At 61.0% G+C, this 22,835-nt stretch carries 15 protein-coding genes; 10 read left to right on the top strand and 5 right to left on the bottom strand.

The features are described from left to right. Positions 1–272 precede the first annotated feature (272 nt). Together ACZ5IL_RS18410 and ACZ5IL_RS18405 are read left to right on the top strand one after the other, a co-directional pair. Complete coding sequence (locus ACZ5IL_RS18410; protein ID WP_464593763.1) at positions 273–1,421, top strand: efflux RND transporter periplasmic adaptor subunit; 1,149 nt, start codon at positions 273–275, stop codon at positions 1,419–1,421. Between the two features lie 31 nt (positions 1,422–1,452). After that, positions 1,453–4,626: an efflux RND transporter permease subunit gene (locus ACZ5IL_RS18405; RefSeq protein ID WP_464593761.1), complete on the top strand. Its 3,174-nt coding sequence runs from the start codon at positions 1,453–1,455 to the stop codon at positions 4,624–4,626. 939 nt (positions 4,627–5,565) lie between these two features. On the opposite strand, the gene ACZ5IL_RS18400 is transcribed toward ACZ5IL_RS18405, so the two are convergent. The 3 genes from ACZ5IL_RS18400 to ACZ5IL_RS18390 form a co-directional block, all read right to left on the bottom strand. Then, a complete protein-coding gene (locus ACZ5IL_RS18400; protein WP_464593759.1) occupies positions 5,566–5,826 on the bottom strand; it encodes a hypothetical protein in 261 nt (86 codons plus the stop codon). Between the two features lie 36 nt (positions 5,827–5,862). Next, positions 5,863–6,285: a DoxX family protein gene (locus ACZ5IL_RS18395; protein WP_464593757.1), complete on the bottom strand. Its 423-nt coding sequence runs from the start codon at positions 6,283–6,285 to the stop codon at positions 5,863–5,865. A gap of 103 nt (positions 6,286–6,388) precedes the next feature. Then, positions 6,389–7,468: an alkene reductase gene (locus ACZ5IL_RS18390; RefSeq protein WP_464593755.1), complete on the bottom strand. Its 1,080-nt coding sequence runs from the start codon at positions 7,466–7,468 to the stop codon at positions 6,389–6,391. 123 nt (positions 7,469–7,591) lie between these two features. On the opposite strand from ACZ5IL_RS18390, the gene ACZ5IL_RS18385 reads away from it, so the two are divergent. Further along, positions 7,592–8,521: a LysR family transcriptional regulator gene (locus tag ACZ5IL_RS18385; RefSeq protein WP_464593753.1), complete on the top strand. Its 930-nt coding sequence runs from the start codon at positions 7,592–7,594 to the stop codon at positions 8,519–8,521. 100 nt (positions 8,522–8,621) lie between these two features. Here the strand turns inward: ACZ5IL_RS18385 and ACZ5IL_RS18380 are convergent, their stop codons facing one another. Next, entirely contained in the window at positions 8,622–9,473 is an 852-nt protein-coding gene (locus ACZ5IL_RS18380; protein ID WP_464593751.1) for a LysR family transcriptional regulator, read from the bottom strand. A 179-nt stretch (positions 9,474–9,652) separates the two neighbouring features. Here ACZ5IL_RS18380 and ACZ5IL_RS18375 point away from each other — a divergent pair, with 179 nt between their 5' ends. From ACZ5IL_RS18375 to ACZ5IL_RS18350, 6 genes are all read left to right on the top strand, one after another. Beyond that, positions 9,653–10,324 (top strand): ankyrin repeat domain-containing protein, encoded by a 672-nt coding sequence (locus ACZ5IL_RS18375; protein ID WP_464593749.1) that lies wholly within the window; start codon positions 9,653–9,655, stop codon positions 10,322–10,324. Positions 10,325–10,338: 14 nt separating this feature from the next. Then, positions 10,339–10,833 (top strand): nucleoside deaminase, encoded by a 495-nt coding sequence (locus ACZ5IL_RS18370; protein WP_464593747.1) that lies wholly within the window; start codon positions 10,339–10,341, stop codon positions 10,831–10,833. 4 nt (positions 10,834–10,837) lie between these two features. Beyond that, entirely contained in the window at positions 10,838–12,088 is a 1,251-nt protein-coding gene (locus ACZ5IL_RS18365; RefSeq protein ID WP_464593745.1) for a cyanate transporter, read from the top strand. Positions 12,089–12,278: 190 nt separating this feature from the next. After that, on the top strand, positions 12,279–13,376 hold the full coding sequence (locus ACZ5IL_RS18360; RefSeq protein WP_464593743.1) for a hypothetical protein: 1,098 nt from the start codon (positions 12,279–12,281) through the stop codon (positions 13,374–13,376). 22 nt (positions 13,377–13,398) lie between these two features. Further along, positions 13,399–13,923: a hypothetical protein gene (locus ACZ5IL_RS18355; protein WP_464593741.1), complete on the top strand. Its 525-nt coding sequence runs from the start codon at positions 13,399–13,401 to the stop codon at positions 13,921–13,923. Between the two features lie 199 nt (positions 13,924–14,122). Next, the gene (locus tag ACZ5IL_RS18350) at positions 14,123–17,713 is read left to right on the top strand and encodes a hypothetical protein (protein ID WP_464593739.1); all 3,591 of its coding nucleotides are present in this window, start codon (positions 14,123–14,125) and stop codon (positions 17,711–17,713) included. 272 nt (positions 17,714–17,985) lie between these two features. Here ACZ5IL_RS18350 and ACZ5IL_RS18345 read toward each other — a convergent pair whose 3' ends face one another. Beyond that, entirely contained in the window at positions 17,986–21,885 is a 3,900-nt protein-coding gene (locus ACZ5IL_RS18345) for an IPT/TIG domain-containing protein (RefSeq protein ID WP_464593737.1), read from the bottom strand. A 405-nt stretch (positions 21,886–22,290) separates the two neighbouring features. Between ACZ5IL_RS18345 and ACZ5IL_RS18340 the strand changes: the two genes are divergently transcribed. Further along, complete coding sequence (locus ACZ5IL_RS18340; protein WP_464593735.1) at positions 22,291–22,821, top strand: phage tail protein; 531 nt, start codon at positions 22,291–22,293, stop codon at positions 22,819–22,821. The last annotated feature ends 14 nt before the right edge of the window (positions 22,822–22,835 follow it).

Genomic DNA, 22,835 nt, shown 5'->3' with positions numbered 1-22,835 from the left:
ATGCGTGATTGACCCACCCTCCTTAGCTACCGCTGCCTCATGGTTGGGGGCGTTAAGCAGGACCGGCCGATCCAAAAGTCAGATCGCGCGCTTGCAAGACAGGACCGTTATCGTCACGAACCTCAACCGCTAAGAAGCCGCTCTGGCCGTCAATGCGACGACTACGGATGGCGTGGCCGTGAGTGCAGAATGAACAAACTGAAAATGGACTCGCTTTCACTACAATATTTCGAAACACTCGCTGGGACTGACGCGTGTTGGAGGTGGCTCTGATGGTACGAGCTCCATTTTTAATATTTGCCTTGTTGCTGGCCGGCTTGCTTTCCGGTTGTGACGCCAAACCGGCGGCGAGCACCAATCCTCCTCCGCTGCCATCCGTCACCGTTTCGAAACCAATTCAGAAGTCGATTACCGAATGGGATGAATACACTGGTCGGTTCGAAGCGCTGAAGACAGTCGTTGTTCGTGCACGCGTCTCCGGTTTCATAGACTCCATTCATTTTAAGGACGGTCAGATTGTCAAAGAAGGTGATCTCCTGTTCGTGATCGACCAGCGGCCCTATAAACTCGCGGTCGATCAGGCTAAGTCCGATCTCGAACGTGCGCGAGCCAAGCTTGATATCGCCACGGCCGACGTGGAGCGGGGGGCGCCGCTAATCAGCCATCAGACCTTAACCGCGCGTGAGTTCGACACGCGAAGGTCCACGCAGCGCGAGGCCGCAGGCGGAGTTGGCGCGGCAGAAGCTGCGCTCAAACAAGCCGAGCTCAACCTCGAATGGAGCGAGGTCCGCGCCCCCATAGCCGGGCGTATTTCCGATCGGCGCGTCGATGCCGGAAATCTAATCACGGGTGGGCAGAGCGGGGCGACGTTGCTGACCGTAATTGTTTCGCTTGATCCCATTCACTTCATATTCGATGGCAGCGAATCTGATCTTCTGCACTACCTGCGTCTTGCTGCATCCGGAGGGCGACAATCGTCGCGCGACGTGGAGAACCCGGTTTCCGTTCGTCTCGCCGACGAGACTGATTTCAAGCACACGGGCCGAATGGATTTCGTCGATAACGCCATTAACCCGAAGACAGGTACGATTCGCGGTCGTGCCATCTTCGATAACAAGGATGGATTGCTGACGCCGGGTTTTTTTGGACGGCTGCGGCTGTACGGCGGAAACAGCGAAGCATTCCTGATTCCGGATAGCGCGATCGTGTCCGATCAGGCGAGCAAGATCGTATTCGCGGTCGCTGAAGACGGCACGGTTGGCGTCAAGAAAATAGAACTGGGCCCGATCGTCGATGGACTGCGCGTCGTTCGCTCGGGCCTTGCGCCAAATGACCGTATCGTGATCGAAGGTTTAGCCCGCGCGCGGCCCGGACAAAAGGTCGAGGCCGAGGACGGAACGATCAAGGCCGCCGCGAAATAAGCGTCGCTCGGCGTGGGGTGGTGAGGTTCGAATGCGCTTTTCTCATTTCTTCATCGACAGACCAATCTTCGCTAGCGTGCTTTCAATTATCGTGACGCTTGTTGGTGCGATCGCTCTTCGCGCGCTTCCGATTACTGAATATCCTGAAATCGCTCCGCCCACTATCCAGGTGACGGCGACGTATGCTGGCGCCGCGGCGGATATCGCGGCGGATACGGTGGCTTCGCCAATAGAGCAGGAGATCAACGGCGTCGACAACATGATCTACATGGTGTCGCAATCGACGGGCGACGGCACGACACAGATTAACGTCGTCTTCAAACCCGGTACAAATATCGACGACGCGCAGGTCTTGGTGCAGAATCGAGTCTCGATCGCGTTGCCGCGTTTGCCGGAAGAGGTGCAGCGTATCGGCGTAACCGTCAAAAAGAAGTCACCTGACCTGATGATGGTGATTCATTTGATTTCGCCCGATGGCACGCTCGACCAAGCGTATATCTCGAACTACGCGACTATCAATATTAAAGACGTGCTAACCCGGGTCGACGGGGTTGGTGATACGATCGTGTTCGGCGCGCGTGACTATTCCATGCGCATTTGGCTTGATCCGGCCAAAGTGCAATCGCGCGGTTTGACCGCGAGCGATGTGATCACCGCATTGCGTGGCGCTAATATTCAGGTTGCCGCTGGCGCGATCAATCAGCCGCCCGCGAAGTCGCCGGTTGGATTCGAGCTGGCGGTGCAGACATTGGGTCGGCTCTCCAGTCCGGAGCAGTTTAGCGAGGTCATTGTCGCGACGGATCAGGATGGCCGGGTGACGCGCGTGCGGGATATCGCCCGTGTGGAACTGGGCGCTTATACTTACACCACGAATGCTTATCTTGACGGCAAGGTCGCAACCGGAGTCGGCATTTACCAGCGTCCCGGCTCAAATGCGCTCAAGACCGCAGCCGCTGTAATCGCGACGATGGACGACCTTGCGAAGAATTTTCCCCCCGGTCTTAGCTACCGCATCGCATACAACACCACCCAATTTATCGAGCAATCAGTTCACGAGGTGATCAAGACCTTGTTCGAAGCACTGGTTCTTGTCGTACTCGTCATCATTCTTTTCTTGCAGACCTGGCGCGCCGCGATCATTCCTGTGGTCGCTATTCCGGTGTCGCTGATCGGTACGTTCTTCGTGTTGGCCACCTTTGGTTTCTCGCTGAATAACCTGACTCTCTTTGGACTTGTCTTGGCTATTGGCATCGTAGTGGACGACGCTATCGTCGTGGTAGAGAACGTCGAACGTTATCTTCGCCAGGGCCTGAGCCCGCGTGACGCCGCACACAAAACCATGGATGAGGTAGGTGGCGCACTGGTTGCAATTGCTCTGGTTCTTTGCGCTGTATTCATTCCCACCGCATACATCACTGGCATTTCCGGCGCGTTCTATCGACAATTCGCCATCACCATTGCGTCTTCCACGATCATCTCGGCCATCGTGTCATTGACGCTATCGCCAGCGCTAGCTGCGCTGTTTCTGCGACCGCATGATCATGAGGAAAAGCCTGGCTTTTGGATGACCATCGGCCGACCGTTCAATGCCTTCTTTACCGTATTCAACAATGGGTTTGAGAAGCTTTCGAACGGTTATGCGGGATTGACACGACGGATCGTGCGAGTCGTGGCGTTGATGCTCCTAGTCTATGTCGGTCTGATTGGCCTGGCCTACTTCCAAATGTCTCGCACGCCGTCTGGGTTTATCCCACCGCTGGATCGTGGCTATTTCATCACGGCCATCACTTTGCCGCCGGGATCTAGTCTCGAACGCACCGACGCCGTTATGCGCAAGGCGTCGGACCGTCTCTTATCACGGCCAGGAGTCGCCCACACCGTGACTTTCGCCGGGTTCGACGGCGCGACTTTCACCAACGCTCCCAATTCCGGCGTCATCTTCGTCACTCTCAAGCCTTTTGAAGAACGGGAAAAAGATAAGCTTAAGACTGAAAGGATCCTTGATGATCTGCGCGCGCAGATGCAAGCGTTGCGCGAGGCTTTCGTTCTAGTCATTCCACCACCTTCGGTCCCCGGCATCGGCACGGGCGGCGGCTTTAAATTGTATGTCCAAGATCGCGGCGGTCGCGGCCCCCGTGCGCTTGAGCGAGTCGTCAATGCGATCACTGGTTTGGCCAATAAGACTCCTGGGCTCGTTCAGGTCTTTACGTTATTCAACGCCTCGACGCCGCAGGTTTTTGCCGACATCGACCGTACGAAGGCCGAAATGCTCGGTGTGCCGATATCGCGTTTCTTCGACACGCTGTCGACCTATATGGGGTCGACCTATGTCAATGATTTTAACATTCTGGGGCGCACTTATCGGGTGACAGCGCAGGCCGACAACCCATTCCGGCTTTCGACGCGCGATGTGGAAGCCTTACGGACCCGCTCGAACGCGGCGGAAATGGTGCCGCTTGGTGCGGTTGCGACTTTCCGCGACATTACCGGGCCGTACCGCGTCCCGCGCTACAATCTCTTTCCCGCCGCAGAGGTGCAAGGTGCCACGATCCCAGGGTTTTCGACCGGCCAGGCGATCGGTGCTATGGAAGATATTCTCGCCAAGAACTTGCCGTCCGGCTTTGGCTTCGAATGGACCGAGATCGCTTTGCAGGAGAAAGTTGCTGGAAATACCGCCGTTGTCGCATTCGGCTTTGCGGTGGTGTTCGTGTTTCTATTGCTGGCCGCACAATATGAAAGTGTATTGCTGCCACTTGCAGTAATCTTGATTGTGCCGATGTGCCTGCTTGCGGCAGTGACCGGCGTGCTGTTGCGCGGCATGGACAACAACATCCTCACTCAAATCGGCTTTGTGGTGCTCATCGGCCTCTCCTCAAAGAATGCCATTCTCATCGTCGAATTTGCCCGGCAAGCGGAGAATGACGGCGCCAGTCGCTGGGATGCAGCAGTACAGGCGGCGCGTACCCGGCTTCGCCCGATCCTGATGACCTCGATTGCGTTCATCCTTGGCGTCGTACCATTGGTGATCGCCACCGGCGCAGGTGCCGAACTTCGACAGGCTCTCGGGACCGCCGTCTTCTTTGGAATGCTTGGCGTTACGCTGTTTGGCCTCGTGTTCACGCCTCTATTCTATGTCTTGGTGCGCTGGATTGCGTCAACTTTCTCCCGCCGCGGTACGGCCGACACGACGCAACATCCTTCATAACTGCGTCGCCGTCATGGCACGTTTACATCGAAACGCCTCGCCGAAGACGTGGAGCGAGTTCGGATACGCGGTAGCCGCGACGATTCTCAGCAAGACGCCTCCCTTTTCTTGCAGGAGCGAGCGCGAAGTAGCAGGTGTGTTTTGCGGCGTGTTCGGGCAGTACCGTTCCTTGGATGTGCAGCCCTGGCAGTCGGACTTGCTCCCGCGCGGTAGAGTCGCGTCCCATCCTTGGTGATGCCTGAGCGCGGTGTTGCGTAGGTCCGTCTGAACTGTACCAGCAACTTGCCCTGCGGGCAGGTGTAATGGTTGCGATCCGCGACGAAGTCAGATCGCGAGAATGTGCCGTCGGTCCGGTTCAACTTGCCGAACATCGGGATATGCGACTCGATCGATCTGCCGCTCCTTGACTAGCCAAGCGGGGTTCGCTGCCGAGCCATAGGCACTGTCGGCGGCAAGATGCCGGGGCTTGAAGATATCAACTTCGTTGCGCGGCCCAGTAGCCCGAGCATCGCTCATTCCCCGCGTGGCCGTTCCATGTCCCGCGGCCAGAAACACTGGAGAGTCGGCCGGAGCCGGAGGCGTATTTATCCTGAACGGTCACCGAAGCGCGAACCGCGCCAGATTTCGTGACGTATCCTCTGAACCTTACGAGATTAGGATGCGTCACAACTCCGTTAGAAATATTGACGGTGAAGTTGTAGGTAGGATCGCACGCGCCTCGTTGCGTCACGAAGACGAGGTCCCAAGAACCATCATAAGCCGATCGCGCGTTTGCGGTATGCGATAGGACAACAAAACAGATTATTGCCATCGCGCAGAGCGAAAGCATTTTCATAATGATTTCTCCCAACGTTAGCGTACTCCTTTAACGAAACTAAGTTCCTTGAACGATTTTCAAAAGGCCTGAATGGCGATGCAGCCCGGGAAGTTAAAGCAAAGTTATTCGTCGAAATTGCTTTGATTGCCCGGCTGAACCGTTCCGAAGGCGACAACGTAGGTCATGTTTGCCATGTCGTTCGCTGCGCCGCTGATATCCATGTCGCCATGCGAGTGCCCGACCAAGACGGCAGGCGTGGTGATGGTGGCGAGAAGGTTGCGCACGCTGTTGGCGTCGCGCTTGACACTTCGCGGCGGGTTGGCGGCCTCGACGACGGGGTAACGGTCCCAATGTGATGTCTGCGATCGGACTTGGTTCGTCACGGTCGAAACCCCGAGTAAGAACGTCGTGGCGGGTGGTCAGGCGGTCGCTGCGAGGCTTGAACCTATGCCACCGGCCTTGCGCTGGTTGTCGATGCTGAATGTGCCGGCGCCAAATGCCGCGATCTGCAGAAGCCCGCCTGCCATCATCACGTTCTTGAGGAAATGGATCGTCTGGTTCTGGTCGGCGAAGTTGCTGTGGAACGACAGTGCCGCTGCGATCGAGAACAGGGCAAGGGCGGCGGCGACGGCGCGGGCGTGATACCCGGCAATGAGAAGTAGGCCGCCACCAAGCTCGACGGCCACGGTCACCGCATAGGCAAGCGGCGGAATTGGCAAGCCAACCGCGCTGATCATCGCGGTGGTGGCGCTATAGGCACTGAGCTTGCTCAAGCCGCTCATTGCAAAGGGAAGACCGATCATCAGCCGACCGGCGAAGGGAAGATAGCGGATAATGCTCATGGCAATGGCTCCTGGAATTGGAACGTTCTATTGAGTTGGGGCTTGGCGGTCCTGAACTGCCCGCGCTGCGCAGCTCGATCTGTGACGGACAACGTCGCGAGGCTCAGGCGGCGGCGACCTCAAGCGCGGGATAATCGGTGTAGCCTTGTGAGGTGCCGCCAAAGAAGGTGGTGTGGTCCGCCTGATTCATCGGCGCATCGCTCTTGAGCCGCGCGACGAAATCAGGATTGGCCAGCACCATCTGGCCGTAAGCCTCAAGGTCGGCCAGTCCCGAAGCCACATCAGCGCCGATTTGCTCGCGCGGGCGTCCGGGCCTGTTCAGGATCAGCGCCTGCTTCCATCGCGCGCGCAGGTCGGCCATCAGTCTATCGTTGCCGTTGTGCATGACGTGGATGTAGGCAAGGCCGAGCTTGTCGAGTTGGGCGACGAGATGGCGATAGAGATCGGGACCGCTCGCTCCCTCGTCGAGTCCGCCGAGGGGTGATCCGGGAGACAGGCGGATGGCCGTCCGGTCGGCGCCGATTTCCTCTGCGATTTCCTTGGTGACTTCGATCGCGAAGCGGGTGCGGTTCTCGATCGAGCCGCCATATTGGTCGGTGCGCGTGTTGGCGTTCGGGGCGAAGAACTGCTGAACGAGGTAGCCGTTGGCGCCGTGGATCTCGACGCCGTCGGCGCCAGCCTCAATGGCCGCGCGCGCCGCGTGACGGAAGTCGGCAACGGTCTGGTGGATGTCTTCAGTCGACAATGCGCGCGGCGCCGGAATCTCCTGCATCCCTGTTGCGGTGAACGTCTGCGATGCGGGTGCGATTGCGGATGGCGCAACAGCTTGGCGATGGTGCGGCGTGTTGTCGGGATGCGACATCCGCCCGGCATGCATGAGCTGGATGAAGATTCGACCGCCTTTGTTATGCACGGCCGTTGTCACCTTCTTCCATCCCGCGACGTGCGCCGCTGTGTAGATGCCCGGCGTCGTCAGGTAGCCTTGCCCGTCGTCCGAAGGCTGCGTGCCTTCCGCGACGATCAGGCCGACGCCGGCGCGCTGCGCATAATACTCGGCCGCGAGGTCTCCCGGTGTGCCGTCGGGCTTGGCGCGGCTTCGGGTCATCGGGGACATGACCAGACGGTTTTGCAAGACGTAGCGTCCGAGACGGACCGGCGTGAATGTGTGGATGCGAAGTGTCATCGTGTGCTCCTTCGGCTGCTTGGGCAGCGGCGTTGCCTTCACGCACAATATGAGGGATGGTTTATATCGGGTGGAGCCAGTATATTTTGATATTATCTATCGGCTGCACCGATGGAGTGATCGATGCTTGAAAGCGTGTCGTTCGACCAGTTGCGGATGTTCGTGGCCTCTGCCGATGAAGGCAGCTTTTCGGCCGCAGCGCGCCGCGTGCGAAGAACCCAGTCAGCGGTGAGCGAAGCGATTCTGAGTCTGGAGGCTCAGCTTGGCGTCGTGCTGTTCGATCGTGCGGGGCGTTATCCCAGGCTGACGAAGGAAGGTGTTGTCCTGCTGGCGGATGCGCGCGCGGTAATCACCGGCGTCGACGCCATGAAGGCGCGGGCGAAGGGGATTGCTGGCGGGCTCGAGGCCGAGTTGACGGCTGTCCTCGACGTGTTTCTGCCGATAGAGGTGATCGCCGAGGCTGCGCGAGAATTTCGTATCCAGTTTCCGGCGACGCCGTTGCGTCTCTATGTCGAGGCGCTCGGTGGCGCGGTGCAGCCGGTTTTGGATGGGCGAGCGAGTTTTGGTGTTGTGGGTTCTCTGCCGACGCTTCCAACCGGTTTGATCAAGGAGCGCCTGTTCGATGTCAAACTGATGATGGTTGCTGCAGCGAGCCATCCTCTTGCATCCTACCGTGGCATTATCCCGAAAGAGGAGTTGGCGCGGCATGTGCAGCTGGTCCTGACGGATCGATCCACGCTCACGGAAGGCCGCAACATCGGCGTGATGTCGCCGTCTACCTGGCGCCTGGCGGACCTCTTTGCGAAACATGCCTTCCTTGTCAGTGGCCTGGGATTTGGGGGCATGCCCCTGCACACCGTGGCAAGGGATATTGCCGAAGGACGGCTCGCCGAGCTTTCGATCGAAGAGGCGCCGCCTGGAGGGCTGCCTCTTCCCATGTTTGCTGTTTATCGGGAAGGCGAACCTCCAGGACCGGCCGGGCGATGGATCATCGAGCGCTTAAAGAAATGCTCGGAAGGCGTTGCGGCGAAGGAGGGGCCGCGAGCATGCTAAACGGAGCGCGCCGTTAGGGTTGCAGGATTCTAAATACGAGCTGCTGCCGGCTTGTTGGACGGCTGACATGAAATGCATGTTGTTGTTCTAAGGCAGTATCCTATGTGCGCCGGGCGCATCTGGCAGCGAGGATCGCTTCCATCTGCTCGACCAGTTCCGACGCGGGTCCTGCGCGTTCCCAGGCGTAGATGGAGACGGCCATCGCAGGCTCCGTGCCGAAAGGCGCATATTGCCGAACGTGATATCCGACTGTCGCGCTCCTCGGGAGAAGGGACAGGCCGAGCCCGGCCTCCACCGCGACCAGCACATTGTGAAGGCTGCTGCCGGAAAAGGCGATGTACCAGCCAAGCTGCTCGCGCTCGATGCGCTCGAACATTGCCTCTCGGTAAAGGCCGCCCGGGGGAAAAGCGACCAGCGGGATCGGATTGGGCCACGCATCAGGTGCGTCAGTGCGTTCGAACCATGCCATGATTTCGGGGAACGTCGCGCGGCAATCGGGTTCCGCCTTGGCCTCCTTGACGATCGCGATGTCGAACTCGCCGGCGCGATAGCGCCTGGTCAGATCGCGGCTCAAGCCGGCGGTCACGTCCAGTTGGATTTCACGGTGGCGCCTCGCGAAGTCGCCGAACACTTTTGCCATCGCGGCGCTGACGATATCCTCGGGAACGCCGATACGGATGGATGTCGTGCCGGCCGGATCGCCGAGAGCTGATTCCGCCTCTTGCTGGAGAGCCAGGATTCTCCGGGCATAACCCAGGAGTCGTTCGCCGGCTGCCGTCGGCTCGACCGGTCGCGCCGCGCGGTCGACCAACCTCAATCCCACCGCGTCTTCGAGCCGGCCGAGCTGTTGGCTTATGGTGGATTGCGTCATGTTCAGCCGTTCCGCCGCCAGCGTGAAGCTGGCCGCGTCGACGATGGCGGTGAAAGCGCGAAGAAGTCGTGGATCGAGCATTTTCCACCTTGGAGCAGGCTTACGGATTGGAACGATCGATCATTTATAACCATAATATAGTTGATCTGAATATTTAATTTCCAAATACATGCTTCCCGTCCTATCTCGACGTCATGGCTGGCAACCTCGGCGATCACGTGGGGCAGGCAACCTGACTCCATCATCACAGGAAACAGACGATGCTTCGACGTTCCGTCCTTGTAGGTGTCGCTTCCCTGTTGTTGACGGCCGCCCCTCTCGTTGCGGCAGGAGAGACCATGCGTGGAACCTCGTTGTTTTTGGCGGCGGGCAAGAATGATGTCGCCGCCATTAAAATACGTCTCGCGGACGGCGTGCAGATCGATGCGCGCGACGACAGCGGAGCGACCGCGCTGCTGGTTGCAACCCACGTCAACGGAATCGAGGCGGCTAGGGCGTTGATCGAGGCTGGCGCCGACGTCAACGCCAAGGACAAGATCGAGGACAGCCCGTATCTCTATGCCGGAGCGCGCGGCCATCTCGACATCCTGAAGATGACTTTGGCGCACGGTGCCGACCTGAAGAGCGTCAATCGCTACGGCGGCACAGCGCTCATACCGGCTTCGGAGCGCGGTCATGTCGAGACGGTGCGCACGCTGATTGAAGCGGGAGTCGATGTCGATCACGTCAACAGGCTCGGTTGGACCGCGCTACTGGAGGCGATCATCCTCGGCGACGGCGGCAAGCGGCACCAGAAGATCGTCGATCTGCTCGTCAAGGCCGGGGCCGATGTCAATCTGGCCGACGGCAAGGGCGTGACGCCGCTCCAGCACGCCCGCGCGTACGGCCACGATGCGATCGAGCGGATTCTCGCCGTCGCCGGAGCACACTGACGAAGGAAGGCGCCATGAATGACAAGATGAGCGACGCGGCGAGCGATGCAGTGAGATTCTTAAGCGAAGCCGTCGAACTGGCCCGCGCCAATATCGGCACGGGCGGCCGCCCGTTCGGCGCAGTGGTGGTCAGGGACGGCTTGTCCATCGCTACCGGGGTGAACGAGATCCACACGGCTAACGACCCGACCGCACATGCCGAGATGACAGCGATCCGTGCTGCCAGTCGCAAGCTCGGGTCGCCCGACCTCGGCGGCTGCACCGTCTACGCCAGCGGTCACCCTTGCCCGATGTGCATGGCAGCGATGCGGCTGTCCGGCGTCGACAAGGTATTCTACGCCTATTCCAATGAAGATGGCGCACCGTTCGGGCTTTCTAGCGCGGCGGTTTACGAAGACCTTGCCAGACCTTTCCCTGAGCAATCCATAGCGATCCGCTATGTGCCAGTGCGGCCGGAGGAGCAGACGGATCTCTATGAACAATGGGCGCAAGCGCGCAGCGGAGGGTAGGGCAATGACACGCGCAACGACAACCGGCCGTGTCCTGCTGCTCGCGGCCGTCGCCCTTGTCGGGCTCAATCTGCGCCCGTTCATCACAGGCATCGGGCCGCTGGCAGCCGATATCAGCGCGCAGACCGGCCTCGACCTGAAGGGCATCTCGCTGCTTACGCTGGTGCCGATGCTCCTGATGGGGATATTCGCCTTTGCCGGGCCTTTCCTGCAGTCCCGCATCGGTGCGCGGCGCTCGGTTATCGTTTCCCTCGTGGTGCTCGTCCTCGGCTCTGGCCTGCGCCTGTTCGCGACGAACGGCTGGCAGATGGTCGGAACGGCGGCGCTGCTCGGTCTGGGCGTGGCGGTTATTCAGGCGGTGTTTCCCGGCATCATCAAGCAGCAGTTCCCGCGTCATGTCGGCGTCGTCATGGGACTTTACTCGGCGATGCTGATGGGCGGCGGTGCGCTCGGCGCGCAGGCCGCGCCGCTGATCGCGGCAGCCGCCGGAGACTGGCACGTCGGCCTTGCCTGGATGGTCGTTCCGGCTGTGCTAGCACTGTCGCTGGCGGCGTTTTGTCTGCCGCGCGACACCATCGCGCGGCAGAGCCGCGCAAGTGCGATGGTCTTGCTGAGGCGGCCGCGCGTTTGGCTGCTGATGGCGTGCTTCGGCCTCGTCAATGGCGGTTACTCGACCGTCGTGGCGTGGCTGGCTCCCTTCTATCGCGAGCACGGATGGAGCGCCGCAGCCAGCGGGAGCCTGCTGGCGATCATGGCAGCGTGCCAGGCTCTCGCGGCGCTTGTGCTACCCATGCTCGCCAAGGGCGAGGACCGGCGGCCGTGGCTGTGGCTAACGCTGGCGATGCAGGCGGCCGGCTTCGCTGCGCTGGCGTTCTGGCCCGAGGTGGCGCCGCTCGCCTCGGCAATGCTGCTCGGCGCGGGACTAGGAGGCTGTTTCGCCATATCGATGATCGTGGCGCTCGACCACCTAGCCGATCCGGCCGAGGCCGGGGCGCTGTCGGCGCTGATGCAGGGCGGCGGCTTCCTGATCACGGCGCTGCCGCCATGGATCGTCGCGATGTTGCACGATCTCACCGGCAGCTTCATGGCCGGCTGGCTGCTGCACCTCGCTTCAGTCGCCGTTGTTGTCGTTCTGTACTGGCGCATGAATCCGGGAAGCTATGCAGCGGCGATGAGCCTGCCCGCGGTTTCGATAACACTTTTGAACGGTTCGTCGGCGGACAAACCGATGAATAAAAAGACAGCGCGTGCTTAAGTGCGCAATTCCCTGATTGCGGGCACCTTCACCCGCTGACCCTGTGTCGTTCGTTTAAGGAAGCCCAAAGTCATGTGTCGAAAATCATCGTGATTTAACTCGAATAAATTCGACACTTTCGATTCCGTCCTTAGGAAACCGTCTGTAGTTAAGGTCTGGCCAATCAGCGCATCGAAAGTAGGCGAATCCAATGGGCCTGAGCCAGATTACCCTGACGAGCTACGACACGGTGGTTGCGGTCACCCAGGATACGATCAACGAGATGCTGGCCGTCTTCTTGAGCACGCTCCAGAAGCAGGTGGCTCTCTACTATACGGTCGACAACAACGGCAACTACGTGCCGACGACGCCCGAAAACGCTGTGTATATCTTCACCGGGACGCTCGACTACACGCTCGACGCCAATGGCAACCCGGTGAACATGGTGGTCCTGAACTCGCAGATCGGACCGCAGACGGTGCTCTACAACATCACCTTCAGCAATGCCGAGTTCAAGTCGACGGTGGCCCCGACATTCGACATCACGCAGCAGGGCGGCAGCCCGTGGATCATTTCTTTTCAGGTGAACCTGAGCCAAGTGAGCGCGGCTCTGTCGAATTTGCCCGCTTCGGCACAGGCGACCATTCAGAAAGCTACCACTGGGCTCGACCCGAACATCTTCTCGATCCAGCAGCTCTATATCGACCTGAATACTGCCGTGTTCGACTCGCTTCAGAACATAAACGGCATGAACACCTTCGCGGAAAGCATCTTTCAGGGGATCATGCGTAGCTACCTGGCCAGTCTGCAGGCGCAGAAGGGGATCGTTTTTGGCTATTCGGTGGTGGCTGCGGGGTTGAACACCGCGTTGGTTCCGACCTTTATGCCGACGGCACTCGACTTCTGCGTCTCGCCCTATACCGACGCGAACGGGCAACACTCAGATCCGCAAGCCGATACCCTCAACTACCTGCTGATGGTGAGCGGGAGGGCGCTGCCGCCACAGCCGCCGGATGGATTTCCGTTCAACTTCGTGGATGTCGACAGCAACGATATTCCGCTCGAACAAGGCGCCATGGCGATCCGTAGCGGGGCTATACGTCGGATTCCTGATCAACCAGCTCAGTCCGATCCTGCAATCGATCTCGCCGGTGGCCTATGTGAAGGCCAACGGCAACGAGACTGTGTACGACCAGACCATGCAGCTCAATGCCGGGGTCAGCCACACGTTCACCCCGGTCAATCCGCCACAAGACGGCGTGGTTGCGAACTTCTCCTACGCCTCACCGCAAGCTTCCGACAACACTAGCTTCGTCGGAGGAACGTGCTCGGTGACCCTGACCTACAGTTCAACCTGTTCAGTGAGCTTGAGCGGGCCGCTGGTGACGATCGCGGGTTCGTCGGTCGTTTCCGCGCAGACCGACTCTTCGGTGATGGGCAGTGTGTTCGACGTGATCATGCCGCCGACCACCTACGCCTGGAGCGTCGACTTGCTGCTCGAAATGGACCCGTCGAACAACGGTCAGCTGAACTACGCGATCCAGAATGCGAATTTCAGCAGCCCTCCCACCGTCGCGCCGGAACATCAGAGTGCGTGGGACAAGTTCTTTAGCAGTGTCGGCGGCGCGTTCCAGCAATTCGTCGATGATCCCGGCGACATTCGCGGGACTGTGCAATCGCAGGTGATGAACAGTATCCAGCCGGCGTTGGTGGCAGCGATCCAGGGCGCGAACAATTTTGTGTTTCCTGGCGGAGGAACGTTCCTGTTCAAGGATACAACGTTCACCGCCACCGACGATCTGGCGGCTGACATTACCTACCAGACCCCCGCAGCGGCCGAGCCCGCCTCGGTCTAGGGTCTATTCATTTACAGGTTCCGAGGGCCTGCAAACGGCGTTTTTCTTTTCCGATGTTTACGTACCTCTATGTGTACTCGCTTCGGTTCTCGAAAAACTCTTCGGCTCCTCAAGCCTGAATCTCGACAGACCCCTGGCCGCTTTGCGCCGCACCGAGCCCAGGTCGCCAAGACCGCGAACGCTTGAAGAGAGAACCGCCATGTTCACACTGAACCCGTCCACCGAATTGATGAAGTCGCACAAGGCGGCCCAAGTGTTGTCCGACCAATCCGCGTTCGATGTGCTGCAAAGCTCGGGCGGATTGTCGCTGTTTTTCGGCATCGGCGATACAAGCATCCTGTATTTGAACGCGGAGCAGACCGCGGTCGCCACGGGCTGGACCCCCATCGATCTCACGACGGAGCTGGGGGCGAATTTCCCCGGGCAGACGATCTCGGCGAAGTCGTTCGCCGTGGCGCAGGACCCAACGACAGCCAACATCACCATCGCGCAGATCGTGCACGTGGCCGAGACTAACAGCGATGCGCTATTCGTGATGAGCGGGTTGTCGAATGCTCCCAATGCGCCCTGGATGCAGTCATCGGCCAATCGGACCTGGGTCGCGCGCGCCTATGACGACAGCACAAATCCCCAGACGGTACTCAACCTGGCCTATGTGACAATTCCTGATGGACCGGATTCTGCGGAGGCGGGCTATGTACTCGCCGGTTTAGTGAGCGCGAGCACCGGCTTCATCCAGGACTACATCGTTAACCTGACGGCGACCTCGAATGTCTGGACCGTATTCCCGAATCCGGAAAACTTCGACACGCTGAACGATATAGCGACGGGGGCTCCGGCCGGAGCCCAGTATGGCGGTTTGTACCAGCTCTACTCGCTGAGCGGTGGCGTATCGCTGACGTTCACGCCGTGGCGCGGCATTTTCCCGGGACCGCCACCGGCTACCAAGCTGACGGTTCCAGCAGGCGCTTCGGCGCTGTCGACCACGCCGACCGGCGCCGGTGGCAGCACGGATCTCTATGTCGCTGCGACGGGCGGCATTTACCTGTTCCCGGCGGCTGGTCAGGCGAGCGGCGCCTCGGGCATCCAGATCATCTCCGATGACTCGATCGTCGATGTGGTGTCGCTGGGGGCCAACCTGGCCGGCAATCAACTGAGTATCTGGGGACGCACGGACGCTGGCGTCGTCTTTTATTCGCGCTGCGCGTTGGGCTCACAATCGGACCCCACCGGGTGGTCGGCACCCATTCCCCTGCTGACCGGCGTCGATCAGCTGGCCACGATGCTCGATCTGAGCACCGGCGCCAGCGTGCTCTATTCGCACACCAGCGGCCAGCAAGTGGTGAAGCTGCAGCAGGATCCGGTCACCACGCAATGGCGGCAGTCGTCGATCCTGCTGCCGGCCCTGTCGATCGACGACGTCTGCGAATTCTACACCTACACGACGCGCGTCGCGGTGGTGGACGAGAATCAGCTCCCTCTCGTCGGCCAGCAGTTTACGATCACCTCGACCAGCCCCTGCGGCGTCTACATCGAAGATGTGTACATGCAGCTTTCGCCGACGATAGCGTTGCCGGTGACCGCCGACATGCAAGGGTCGGTGACGATCGTGCAGGAGACGCAGACGCTGGGCGCGATCTGCTTCAACCTGGCGCAAGGCGACGGATCGCTCGTCAACGTGAACCCGATGCTGGCGACCATCAACCGCATGAGCGGCATCCAGAACGGCGCGCAACTGGCGGCGGTGCAGGTCACCGACGAGAATGGCAACACCACGCCGCTGGTGCCCGCGGGAACAGCTTCCGGCAATACCGACGCGGTGGCTCAGGGAATCGCGCAGTTCGTGAAAACCGCTGCGACGCTGCCGCAGAACGGAACATCGTCCAGCGGCGCGCAGTCGCTGCTGTCGCGGACGGCCGCCGCGCCAAAGCCCTTCGACGCCACCCAGGGAAGCGTGTGGGGCATCAAATTCGACAATGGCAACCTTTCCTACTTCGAAGGATCGCAGCAGATGGCGGCGGCCGGGCTGGCCACTGCGTTGCCGGCCGGAAAGTTGGGCGGCATAGGCGGCGCGATCGAGGCCTTCGCGGGCGACATCTTCAAGTGGCTGGAACACGCGATCGACAAGGTGAAGAAGTTCTTCGTGCAGGCCATCGGCGACGTGACGCACTTTTTCATCCAGATCGGCGAGAAGCTGTATCACTTCGTCATGGAGGCCATCGACGACGTCGCTCATGGGATCCAGTTCATCCTGAACGCGATCAAGGTGGCTTGGGACAAGATCGTCCAATGGGTCGGCTTCATCTTCTCGTGGAACGACATCGTGCGCACCCACAAGGTGCTGAAGAACATCTTCAAATGCTACATCGCCGAGGCGATCGCCAGCATCGCGACGGTCAAGGCGGATATCCAGGCCGGCTTCACCGAGGTTCAGAACGTGGTCGACACCTGGGCCGGATTGGTGCCCGACAACAACGTCAGCGCGGCCAGCCTGTCGAAAAACAACGCGCCGCCGCAAGGAAGTTCGACCCCGCAGGCGAACTACGGCGCTCAACACGTCAAGTCCAGCGGAAGCAGCGCCGCGACCTCGTACTCGCCGGCAGCGCCGGGCAGCAGCGTCGCGGACCAGTTGATGGCGGCGCTGACCGAGGCGTTCCGATCCGAGGAGGACAACTTCAAGTCCGCCTACAAGGCGATCAAGACCCAGGTCATCGACGAGATCCACACGATGACGCCGCTGGAAGCGGTGAAGAAGGTCGTGGCTATCCTGTTCGACCTGCTGCTTGAGACGGTCGAGACGCTGACGGTGGCGATCATCGACATCCTGGCCGCCCTGGCGGAAGGCGTGGCGGATTTCCTCGACGCACCGCTCGACATTCCGGTTCTGTCCTGGCTGTACTCGAAGATCAGTGGCGGCGACCAGCTCAGCCTGCTCGATCTCGCTTGCCTGATCGCGGCGATCCCGGTGACGATCGTGGTCAAAATCGTTTCCCAGGAAACGCGTTTCCCTGACGACAGCTTCACGACCTCGCTGATCGATGCGCAGAGCTTCTCCGATATCCAGGCGCTGTATCAGAACCAGCAGACGCCGACGCTTGCCGCGCGCGCGGAGGGATTGGGCGCGCAAGCGGCCTCGCCGCAGGCCGTGTCCAACCGGTTGGCCGCTATCCTGGATCTCACCGGCGGGCTGGCGGCGACGATCGGCTCCATCGGGGTCGTGGTTTTCGGCGCGCTGAAAGCGGAGACACAGGATTCGGTCGTGTTTGCGGCGCTCTACGCGGTGTCCTACCTGCCCTATGTGGCCCCGGACATCACCGGGCAGGTCGTCGGTGGCACGAAGGCGACATGGGATGTGAAAATGAACACGGCGGTCATGGCGGTGGGCACGATCAAGACCTTCGTCGATGTGGGGCTGTGCAAATACCAGGAAGGCGTCACGAAAGGCTTTCTGCAAGGCTGGAAGAAATTCTCGCCCTGGGGCGAGATGATCATCAACATCGTTTGGGAGGCGCCGGTGATCGGCAGTCTCGTGCAGAACCACGACGAGGACCAGGACTGGGCGGGCTTCGTCGGCAACACCGGCTTCAACGCCGGAGGCTGGATCACGCCCGGCACGGTCTATGGACCGGAGCCGAGCAAGGCCGGGTTCACGGCGGCGGTCGTCGGGCTGACGGGCCTCTACGGCATATTGATGCCCATACAGGGCGGCATGCTCTACGCATCGCTGATCAAAGAAGCCGGAGGAACTGCGTCGAGTGCTGATCCAACTCGATTCAGCTCTTCTGAATGACGGGCGCCACCAAGTACCGATGGAGGGTTCTCCCTTCGGCCAATACAGACGGAACATCGGGATGAACGCGCCGTCAGGAGCAGGGGAGCCAGTTCGATTCCTTGGCTCGATGCGGACGGTGTAGCCCTCGAACGTGCGCTCACGCTGTCATTGCTGCCGCCACGCTGATCGGCATCGTCGTGCTCGGGCAGATGCCGGAGTCGGTTGATGTCCTCCGCATTGCGCTGGTGGTCGCAAACGTCGGATATGACCAAACCTAAATCCATCAAACTCTAGAACTTTACGCCCAATCGCAGTGCAAAGTTGTGGATCTGGGTCGTTCCTTGAAAGCCGAGCGCGGTGGTGTAGTCGAAGCCGAGCGTGGCACCGTTGCCGACCGGGGCGTCGAAGCCGAGGCCGACCGCGACGTAGTCTCTGGTGAAGACATTAATGCCGAGCGTATAAGGCAGGCCGTTCTTGAGATCGGCATAGCCCATGCTCGCCAAGCTCGAGCCGGTAAAGTCGTGCGTGTATTCCAGCCGGCCGCGTGCTTTCAGAATGCCCCAGTCCCGAAGGAAGGCATATTCGGCACGCACTCCCACGACGCCCGCCAGCATGCTTAGGGTTTGTTTGCCGAAGGTGAGATCGTAGGAAGCAGAGCCGGTTTCAGTGAAGGCGTTGAGCTGTGTCCACGCGGCTTCCATGCGGCCGTAGGACGACACAAGGAGACGGTTGTTCTTGTATTCGTAACCGCTGATGATCGAGCCGAACACTTGGTTGCCGGACCGATCGCCGGTCGCCATGCCGCTGGTCGACGTTACGAACCGCCCGCTGCCGAAATCCAGCGCGCTATAGCCGAGCAGGCCGTCGATGAACGCGTTGTTTCGTGGGTGGTAGCTGCCGTAGATGGCGGTGCTGAAAGCCTGGCCGTTACTCCGCGTAGCGTTGGTGCCGACATCGACCGAGTCGCGTCCGTAGCCAAGACCGATGCCCGCGGTAAATCCGGGCGAGAACCGGTAGTCCGCCCCGCCGCTGACGCCGATCAGCGTGTGGCCAAGGCCGATATTGTATCTGTTCGTCGTGCCGAAGTTAACGAACCCGCCGGTCCACAGGGCGAGGTCGCTCGGCGACCCGCTCTTGGGCGGCGGCGTTTTGCTTGCCGGCCTTGAATTGCCGGTATCGTTTGGCGCGTAGGCGAATGCATTACGGGTCGGATCATAGGGACTGGTTTCCCGGGCATAACCCAAAGCGTTCGGATCGGCCGGGTCTTGAGGGGCGCCGAGCCGCACATTCATCGATGTCGCTTCACGGCTCGAATCGTCGTGAAGCTGTTCGAGCCTGTCGCGGAAGTTGGTGATTTGCGACCGCGCAAAACGGTTGGCGCTTTGCGCCTGGGCGTTAAGCAAACCGATGACCTCGCGGTCTCGCGAGGGGTCCGGGCGTGCGACGACCGTGAACGTCACCGTGCCGGGTGCCGACGTTCCCGATGCATTTGAGAGCGTATAGCGAACGATGACGGTCGAGGCGGCGCTTACTGCAGAAGCATAGACGAGCTGCCACTGGGCGCCGTTCTGCACAATGCTCGTGGTGCCATCCGAAGCCGGCGGTGATGTCACGATCGCGGCGGCGGTGAAGGGGGCCCCCGTCGCTCCCTGCGTCAAATTCACCGTTCCCGATGCGCCGGCGGCGAGTTGAAGCGTTTGGCTTGTTACCGTCGGTACCGGAGCCGAATAGGTGAAACCATTCGGAAGGGAAGCGGTACCGCCGGGGGCGGTCACCGCGACCGCGACTGCGCCCGCCGCGTGCGCTGGCGTGGTCGCCGTGATCGTGGTGTCGCCGTTGACGGTGAAGCTCGTTGCCGTTGTTCCGCCGAACGTCACCGCCGTTGCACCCGTGAAGCCGCTGCCGGTGATGGTCACCGAAGTGCCGCCGGCCGTCGGACCGCTGTTCGGTGCGACCGAGGCCATTGTCGGCACGGGCGCGGAATAGGTAAAGCCGTTCGGTAGGTTGGCGCTGCCCCCTGGCGCGGTCACCGCGACCGCGACTGCGCCCGCCGCATGCGCCGGGGTCGTCGCGGTGATCGTGGTGTCATTGACCACGGTGACGCCGGTCGCTGCCGTTCCGCCAAATGTCACCGCCGTTGCGCCAGTGAAGCCGGTGCCGGTGATTGTCACTGCCGTTCCGCCGGCCGCTGCACCGCTGTTCGGCACGACCGAGGTAATCGTCGGCACGGGAGCCGAATAGGTGAAACCGTTCGGAAGGGAAGCGGTACCGCCGGGGGCGGTTACATCGACCGCAACAGGGCCCGCCGCGTGTGCCGGCGTTGTTGCTGTGATGGTGGTGTCGTTGACGACGGTGACACCCGTCGCGGCTGCGCCGCCGAAAGTTACGGTTGTTGCGCCTGTGAAGCTCGTGCCGGTGATGGTCACTGACGTTCCGCCGGTTGCCGGGCCGGTGTTCGGCGCGACAGAGGTGACCGACGGGGCCAAAGCCGAATAGGTGAAACCATTCGGAAGGGAGCCGGTGCCGCCGGGCGCGGTTATCGCGACCGCGACCGCGCCCGCCGCGTGCGCCGGCGTCGACGCAGTGATCGTCGTGTCATTGACCACGGTGATGCCCGTCGCCGCCGTTCCACCGAATGTCACCGCCGTTGCGCCCGTGAAGCCGGTGCCGGTGATCGTGACCGAAGTGCCGCCGACCGTCGAGCCGCTGTTCGGTGCGACCGAACTGACCGTCGGCGCCCCGGCATTGATAATGACCGTCACATTGGCGGGGGCCGATGAGAACGGACCCGTTCCTGTCGAACTGTCCGTTGCTCTGACCGTGAAGTTGAAAGTCCCGGCAGCGGTCGGCGTACCGCTTAGCGTACCGTTGCTTTGCAGCGTGATGCCTGCAGGAAAGGCGCCGGAGGCCAGCGCGTAGGTATAGGGCGCCGTGCCGCCGCTCGCGCCCGCGATGGACTGGCTGTAGGCCACGCCGACGGTGCCGGCGGGCGGGTTCGTTGGGGCGTAGGTGATGGTCGGCGGTGACACCGTAATCGTTGCCGTGGCCGGCGCGGACGTTCCGGCCCCGTTGGTGGCAGTGTAGGTGAAGCTGTCCGGGCCGGCATATCCGGCAGTCGGCGTATAAGTGATCGACGTGCCACCGGCGGTCGCCGTGCCGTGGGTGGCCTGCGTACCGACGGCCACCGACGTCGGCGTACCGCCCGTGATGTTGAGCGTAACCGGGTTGTTAGTGCTGCCGTAGCTCACCGTCGCGCTGACGGGGTTCGCGACCGGCGGCACGTTCTGCACCGTGATGGAGGTGGGGACGACCCGAAAGTAAGGCCCCGGTGATGCCCCGCCCAGGTTGGGGCTGCTGTCGGTGACGACAAGGTCGACATTGTAGGTGCCGACGCTGGTGGGCGTACCACTGATGACGCCGCCGGCCAGCGAGAGGCCCGGTGGCAACGCGCCACTCTGGATCGAAAAGGTATAAGGCGCCAGCGCGCCCGATGCAGATAGGCTGTGGTTGTAGGGTGCGTTCAGGTTGGCGACGGGCGGCGCCCCGACCGTGATCCCGGACGACGGGTTGGGTACGGTCACTGAGTAGGACTTTGTGGTTGTCAGGCTGGCGTTGTCGGTGACGGTGAAGGTGGCCGAATAGGAGCCGGCCTGGTTGGGCGTGCCCGAGACGGTGTTGCCGGCAAAGGTCAGGCCTGGCGGCAGAGAGCCGCTGGTCAGGACGAAGCCGTATGGCGCCGTGCCGCCGCTCGCGCTCAGCGGCTGACTATATGGGACGCCAACGTTCGGTGTTGGCAGCGAGGAGGGTGAGACAGTGATCGGGCTCGTGGGAACGGCGACCGCGACGTTGATGGTGAACGGGTTGTCGCTTGCATCGGTCAGGACGAAACTGTCGCTGGTCGCACCGTCGCCGTTGTTGGTGTAGGTAACGATGCCCGCGCCAGCCTGGACGCTCACCGTGCCATGAGACGGAGGCGACGAGAACGGAGCGACGACAGTATCCGGATAAGGGTTCAGTCCAAAGGGATCACAGAGCGTACCGAGCGTGATGGTGATCGAGCCGCCGGACGCCATCGGCGAGGTCGCGGGCGAGGTGTTCGCGTCGGGCACATTGAGTGTACCGCACGCTGCGTTGGCCGCATTCGGCATCGCTAGGATCAAGGCAGATAGCGCGAGCCAGAGGCACGGCATGTGAATGAGCCGTGACCGCGCCAGGACAGACAGCAGGCGACGGAAAGTTTCCCTCGAGGTCCACAACAAGCGCAGGCGTCTAGATCGGTCGTCCATCATTGCCCCCGCCCTTCCTGCATCGCAGGTGTCGCACTGGAAGGCTCGGCAAACGTCCGCTGCAATGATCTTGGGACGATTAAGCTCAATCCCGACCGGACCCGCTAACATTGCGGCCTATCGACGTCGGTCCCGTGCGACAAGTGGAAGTTGTACACGAGCCAAGTATCAGTTCAAAAGGGAAAATATCGCGCATTTATAGAAAAACAAGTGAACAAACGTTATGCTTGCAAGGTTCCCGCATTTGCGCAAAACTGCTAGAATACGTTGGCGCTGGCATATGCGACATCGCCAATGCTCGGGGGCAGCATGTCAGAAGTATTTATGGGCCAGGTGATGCCGGTCGCCTTTCCCTTCGCACCGAAGGGCCTTGCCCAGTGCGATGGCCAGATCCTGCCGATCGCGCAAAACCAAGCGTTATTCAGCCTATTGGGCACAGTCTATGGCGGCAACGGAACAATTACGTTCGCCCTTCCAGACCTGCGCGGACGAGTGCCGGTGGGCTTCGGTCCGTCCCTCGATCCGAACTGGCCGGTTTCTCCGTATGCGCTCGGAGAAAAAGGCGGCACGGAAAACGTCACGCTGACATCAGCGCAATTGCCGTCGCACGTCCATCAATGCGCAGGCACGAACGCTCAGAGCGGTCAACGCAGTCCGGCGAATGCGCTCTATGCGACGAACAGCGCGCCGATCTACGGCCCCGCCGGAACCGCCGAGGTCACCCTGGCTACAGCGAGCATTGCGCCGGTTGGCGGCAATCAGGCGCACCCTAATATGCAGCCTTACGCCGCGATCAATTTCTGTATCGCGCTGACGGGGATATTCCCTTCCCGAACCTGATACGCACGTTTAAC

The sequence above is a fragment of the Nitrobacter sp. CN101 genome, assembly GCF_055390255.1.
Note: the sequence above shows the minus strand (reverse complement) of the source record. Positions and strands in the feature narration are given on the sequence as shown.

What these genes read in the sequence shown, in the direction of transcription:
- ACZ5IL_RS18340 (WP_464593735.1), top strand. Translation starts at nt 22,291, where the DNA reads ATGTCAGAAGTATTTATGGGCCAGGTGATGCCGGTCGCCTTTCCCTTC.
- ACZ5IL_RS18385 (WP_464593753.1), top strand. Translation starts at nt 7,592, where the DNA reads ATGCTTGAAAGCGTGTCGTTCGACCAGTTGCGGATGTTCGTGGCCTCT.
- ACZ5IL_RS18350 (WP_464593739.1), top strand. Translation starts at nt 14,123, where the DNA reads ATGTTCACACTGAACCCGTCCACCGAATTGATGAAGTCGCACAAGGCG.
- ACZ5IL_RS18345 (WP_464593737.1), bottom strand. Translation starts at nt 21,885, where the DNA reads ATGCCGTGCCTCTGGCTCGCGCTATCTGCCTTGATCCTAGCGATGCCG.
- ACZ5IL_RS18375 (WP_464593749.1), top strand. Translation starts at nt 9,653, where the DNA reads ATGCTTCGACGTTCCGTCCTTGTAGGTGTCGCTTCCCTGTTGTTGACG.
- ACZ5IL_RS18360 (WP_464593743.1), top strand. Translation starts at nt 12,279, where the DNA reads ATGGGCCTGAGCCAGATTACCCTGACGAGCTACGACACGGTGGTTGCG.
- ACZ5IL_RS18410 (WP_464593763.1), top strand. Translation starts at nt 273, where the DNA reads ATGGTACGAGCTCCATTTTTAATATTTGCCTTGTTGCTGGCCGGCTTG.
- ACZ5IL_RS18370 (WP_464593747.1), top strand. Translation starts at nt 10,339, where the DNA reads ATGAATGACAAGATGAGCGACGCGGCGAGCGATGCAGTGAGATTCTTA.
- ACZ5IL_RS18390 (WP_464593755.1), bottom strand. Translation starts at nt 7,468, where the DNA reads ATGACACTTCGCATCCACACATTCACGCCGGTCCGTCTCGGACGCTAC.
- ACZ5IL_RS18365 (WP_464593745.1), top strand. Translation starts at nt 10,838, where the DNA reads ATGACACGCGCAACGACAACCGGCCGTGTCCTGCTGCTCGCGGCCGTC.
- ACZ5IL_RS18380 (WP_464593751.1), bottom strand. Translation starts at nt 9,473, where the DNA reads ATGCTCGATCCACGACTTCTTCGCGCTTTCACCGCCATCGTCGACGCG.
- ACZ5IL_RS18395 (WP_464593757.1), bottom strand. Translation starts at nt 6,285, where the DNA reads ATGAGCATTATCCGCTATCTTCCCTTCGCCGGTCGGCTGATGATCGGT.
- ACZ5IL_RS18405 (WP_464593761.1), top strand. Translation starts at nt 1,453, where the DNA reads ATGCGCTTTTCTCATTTCTTCATCGACAGACCAATCTTCGCTAGCGTG.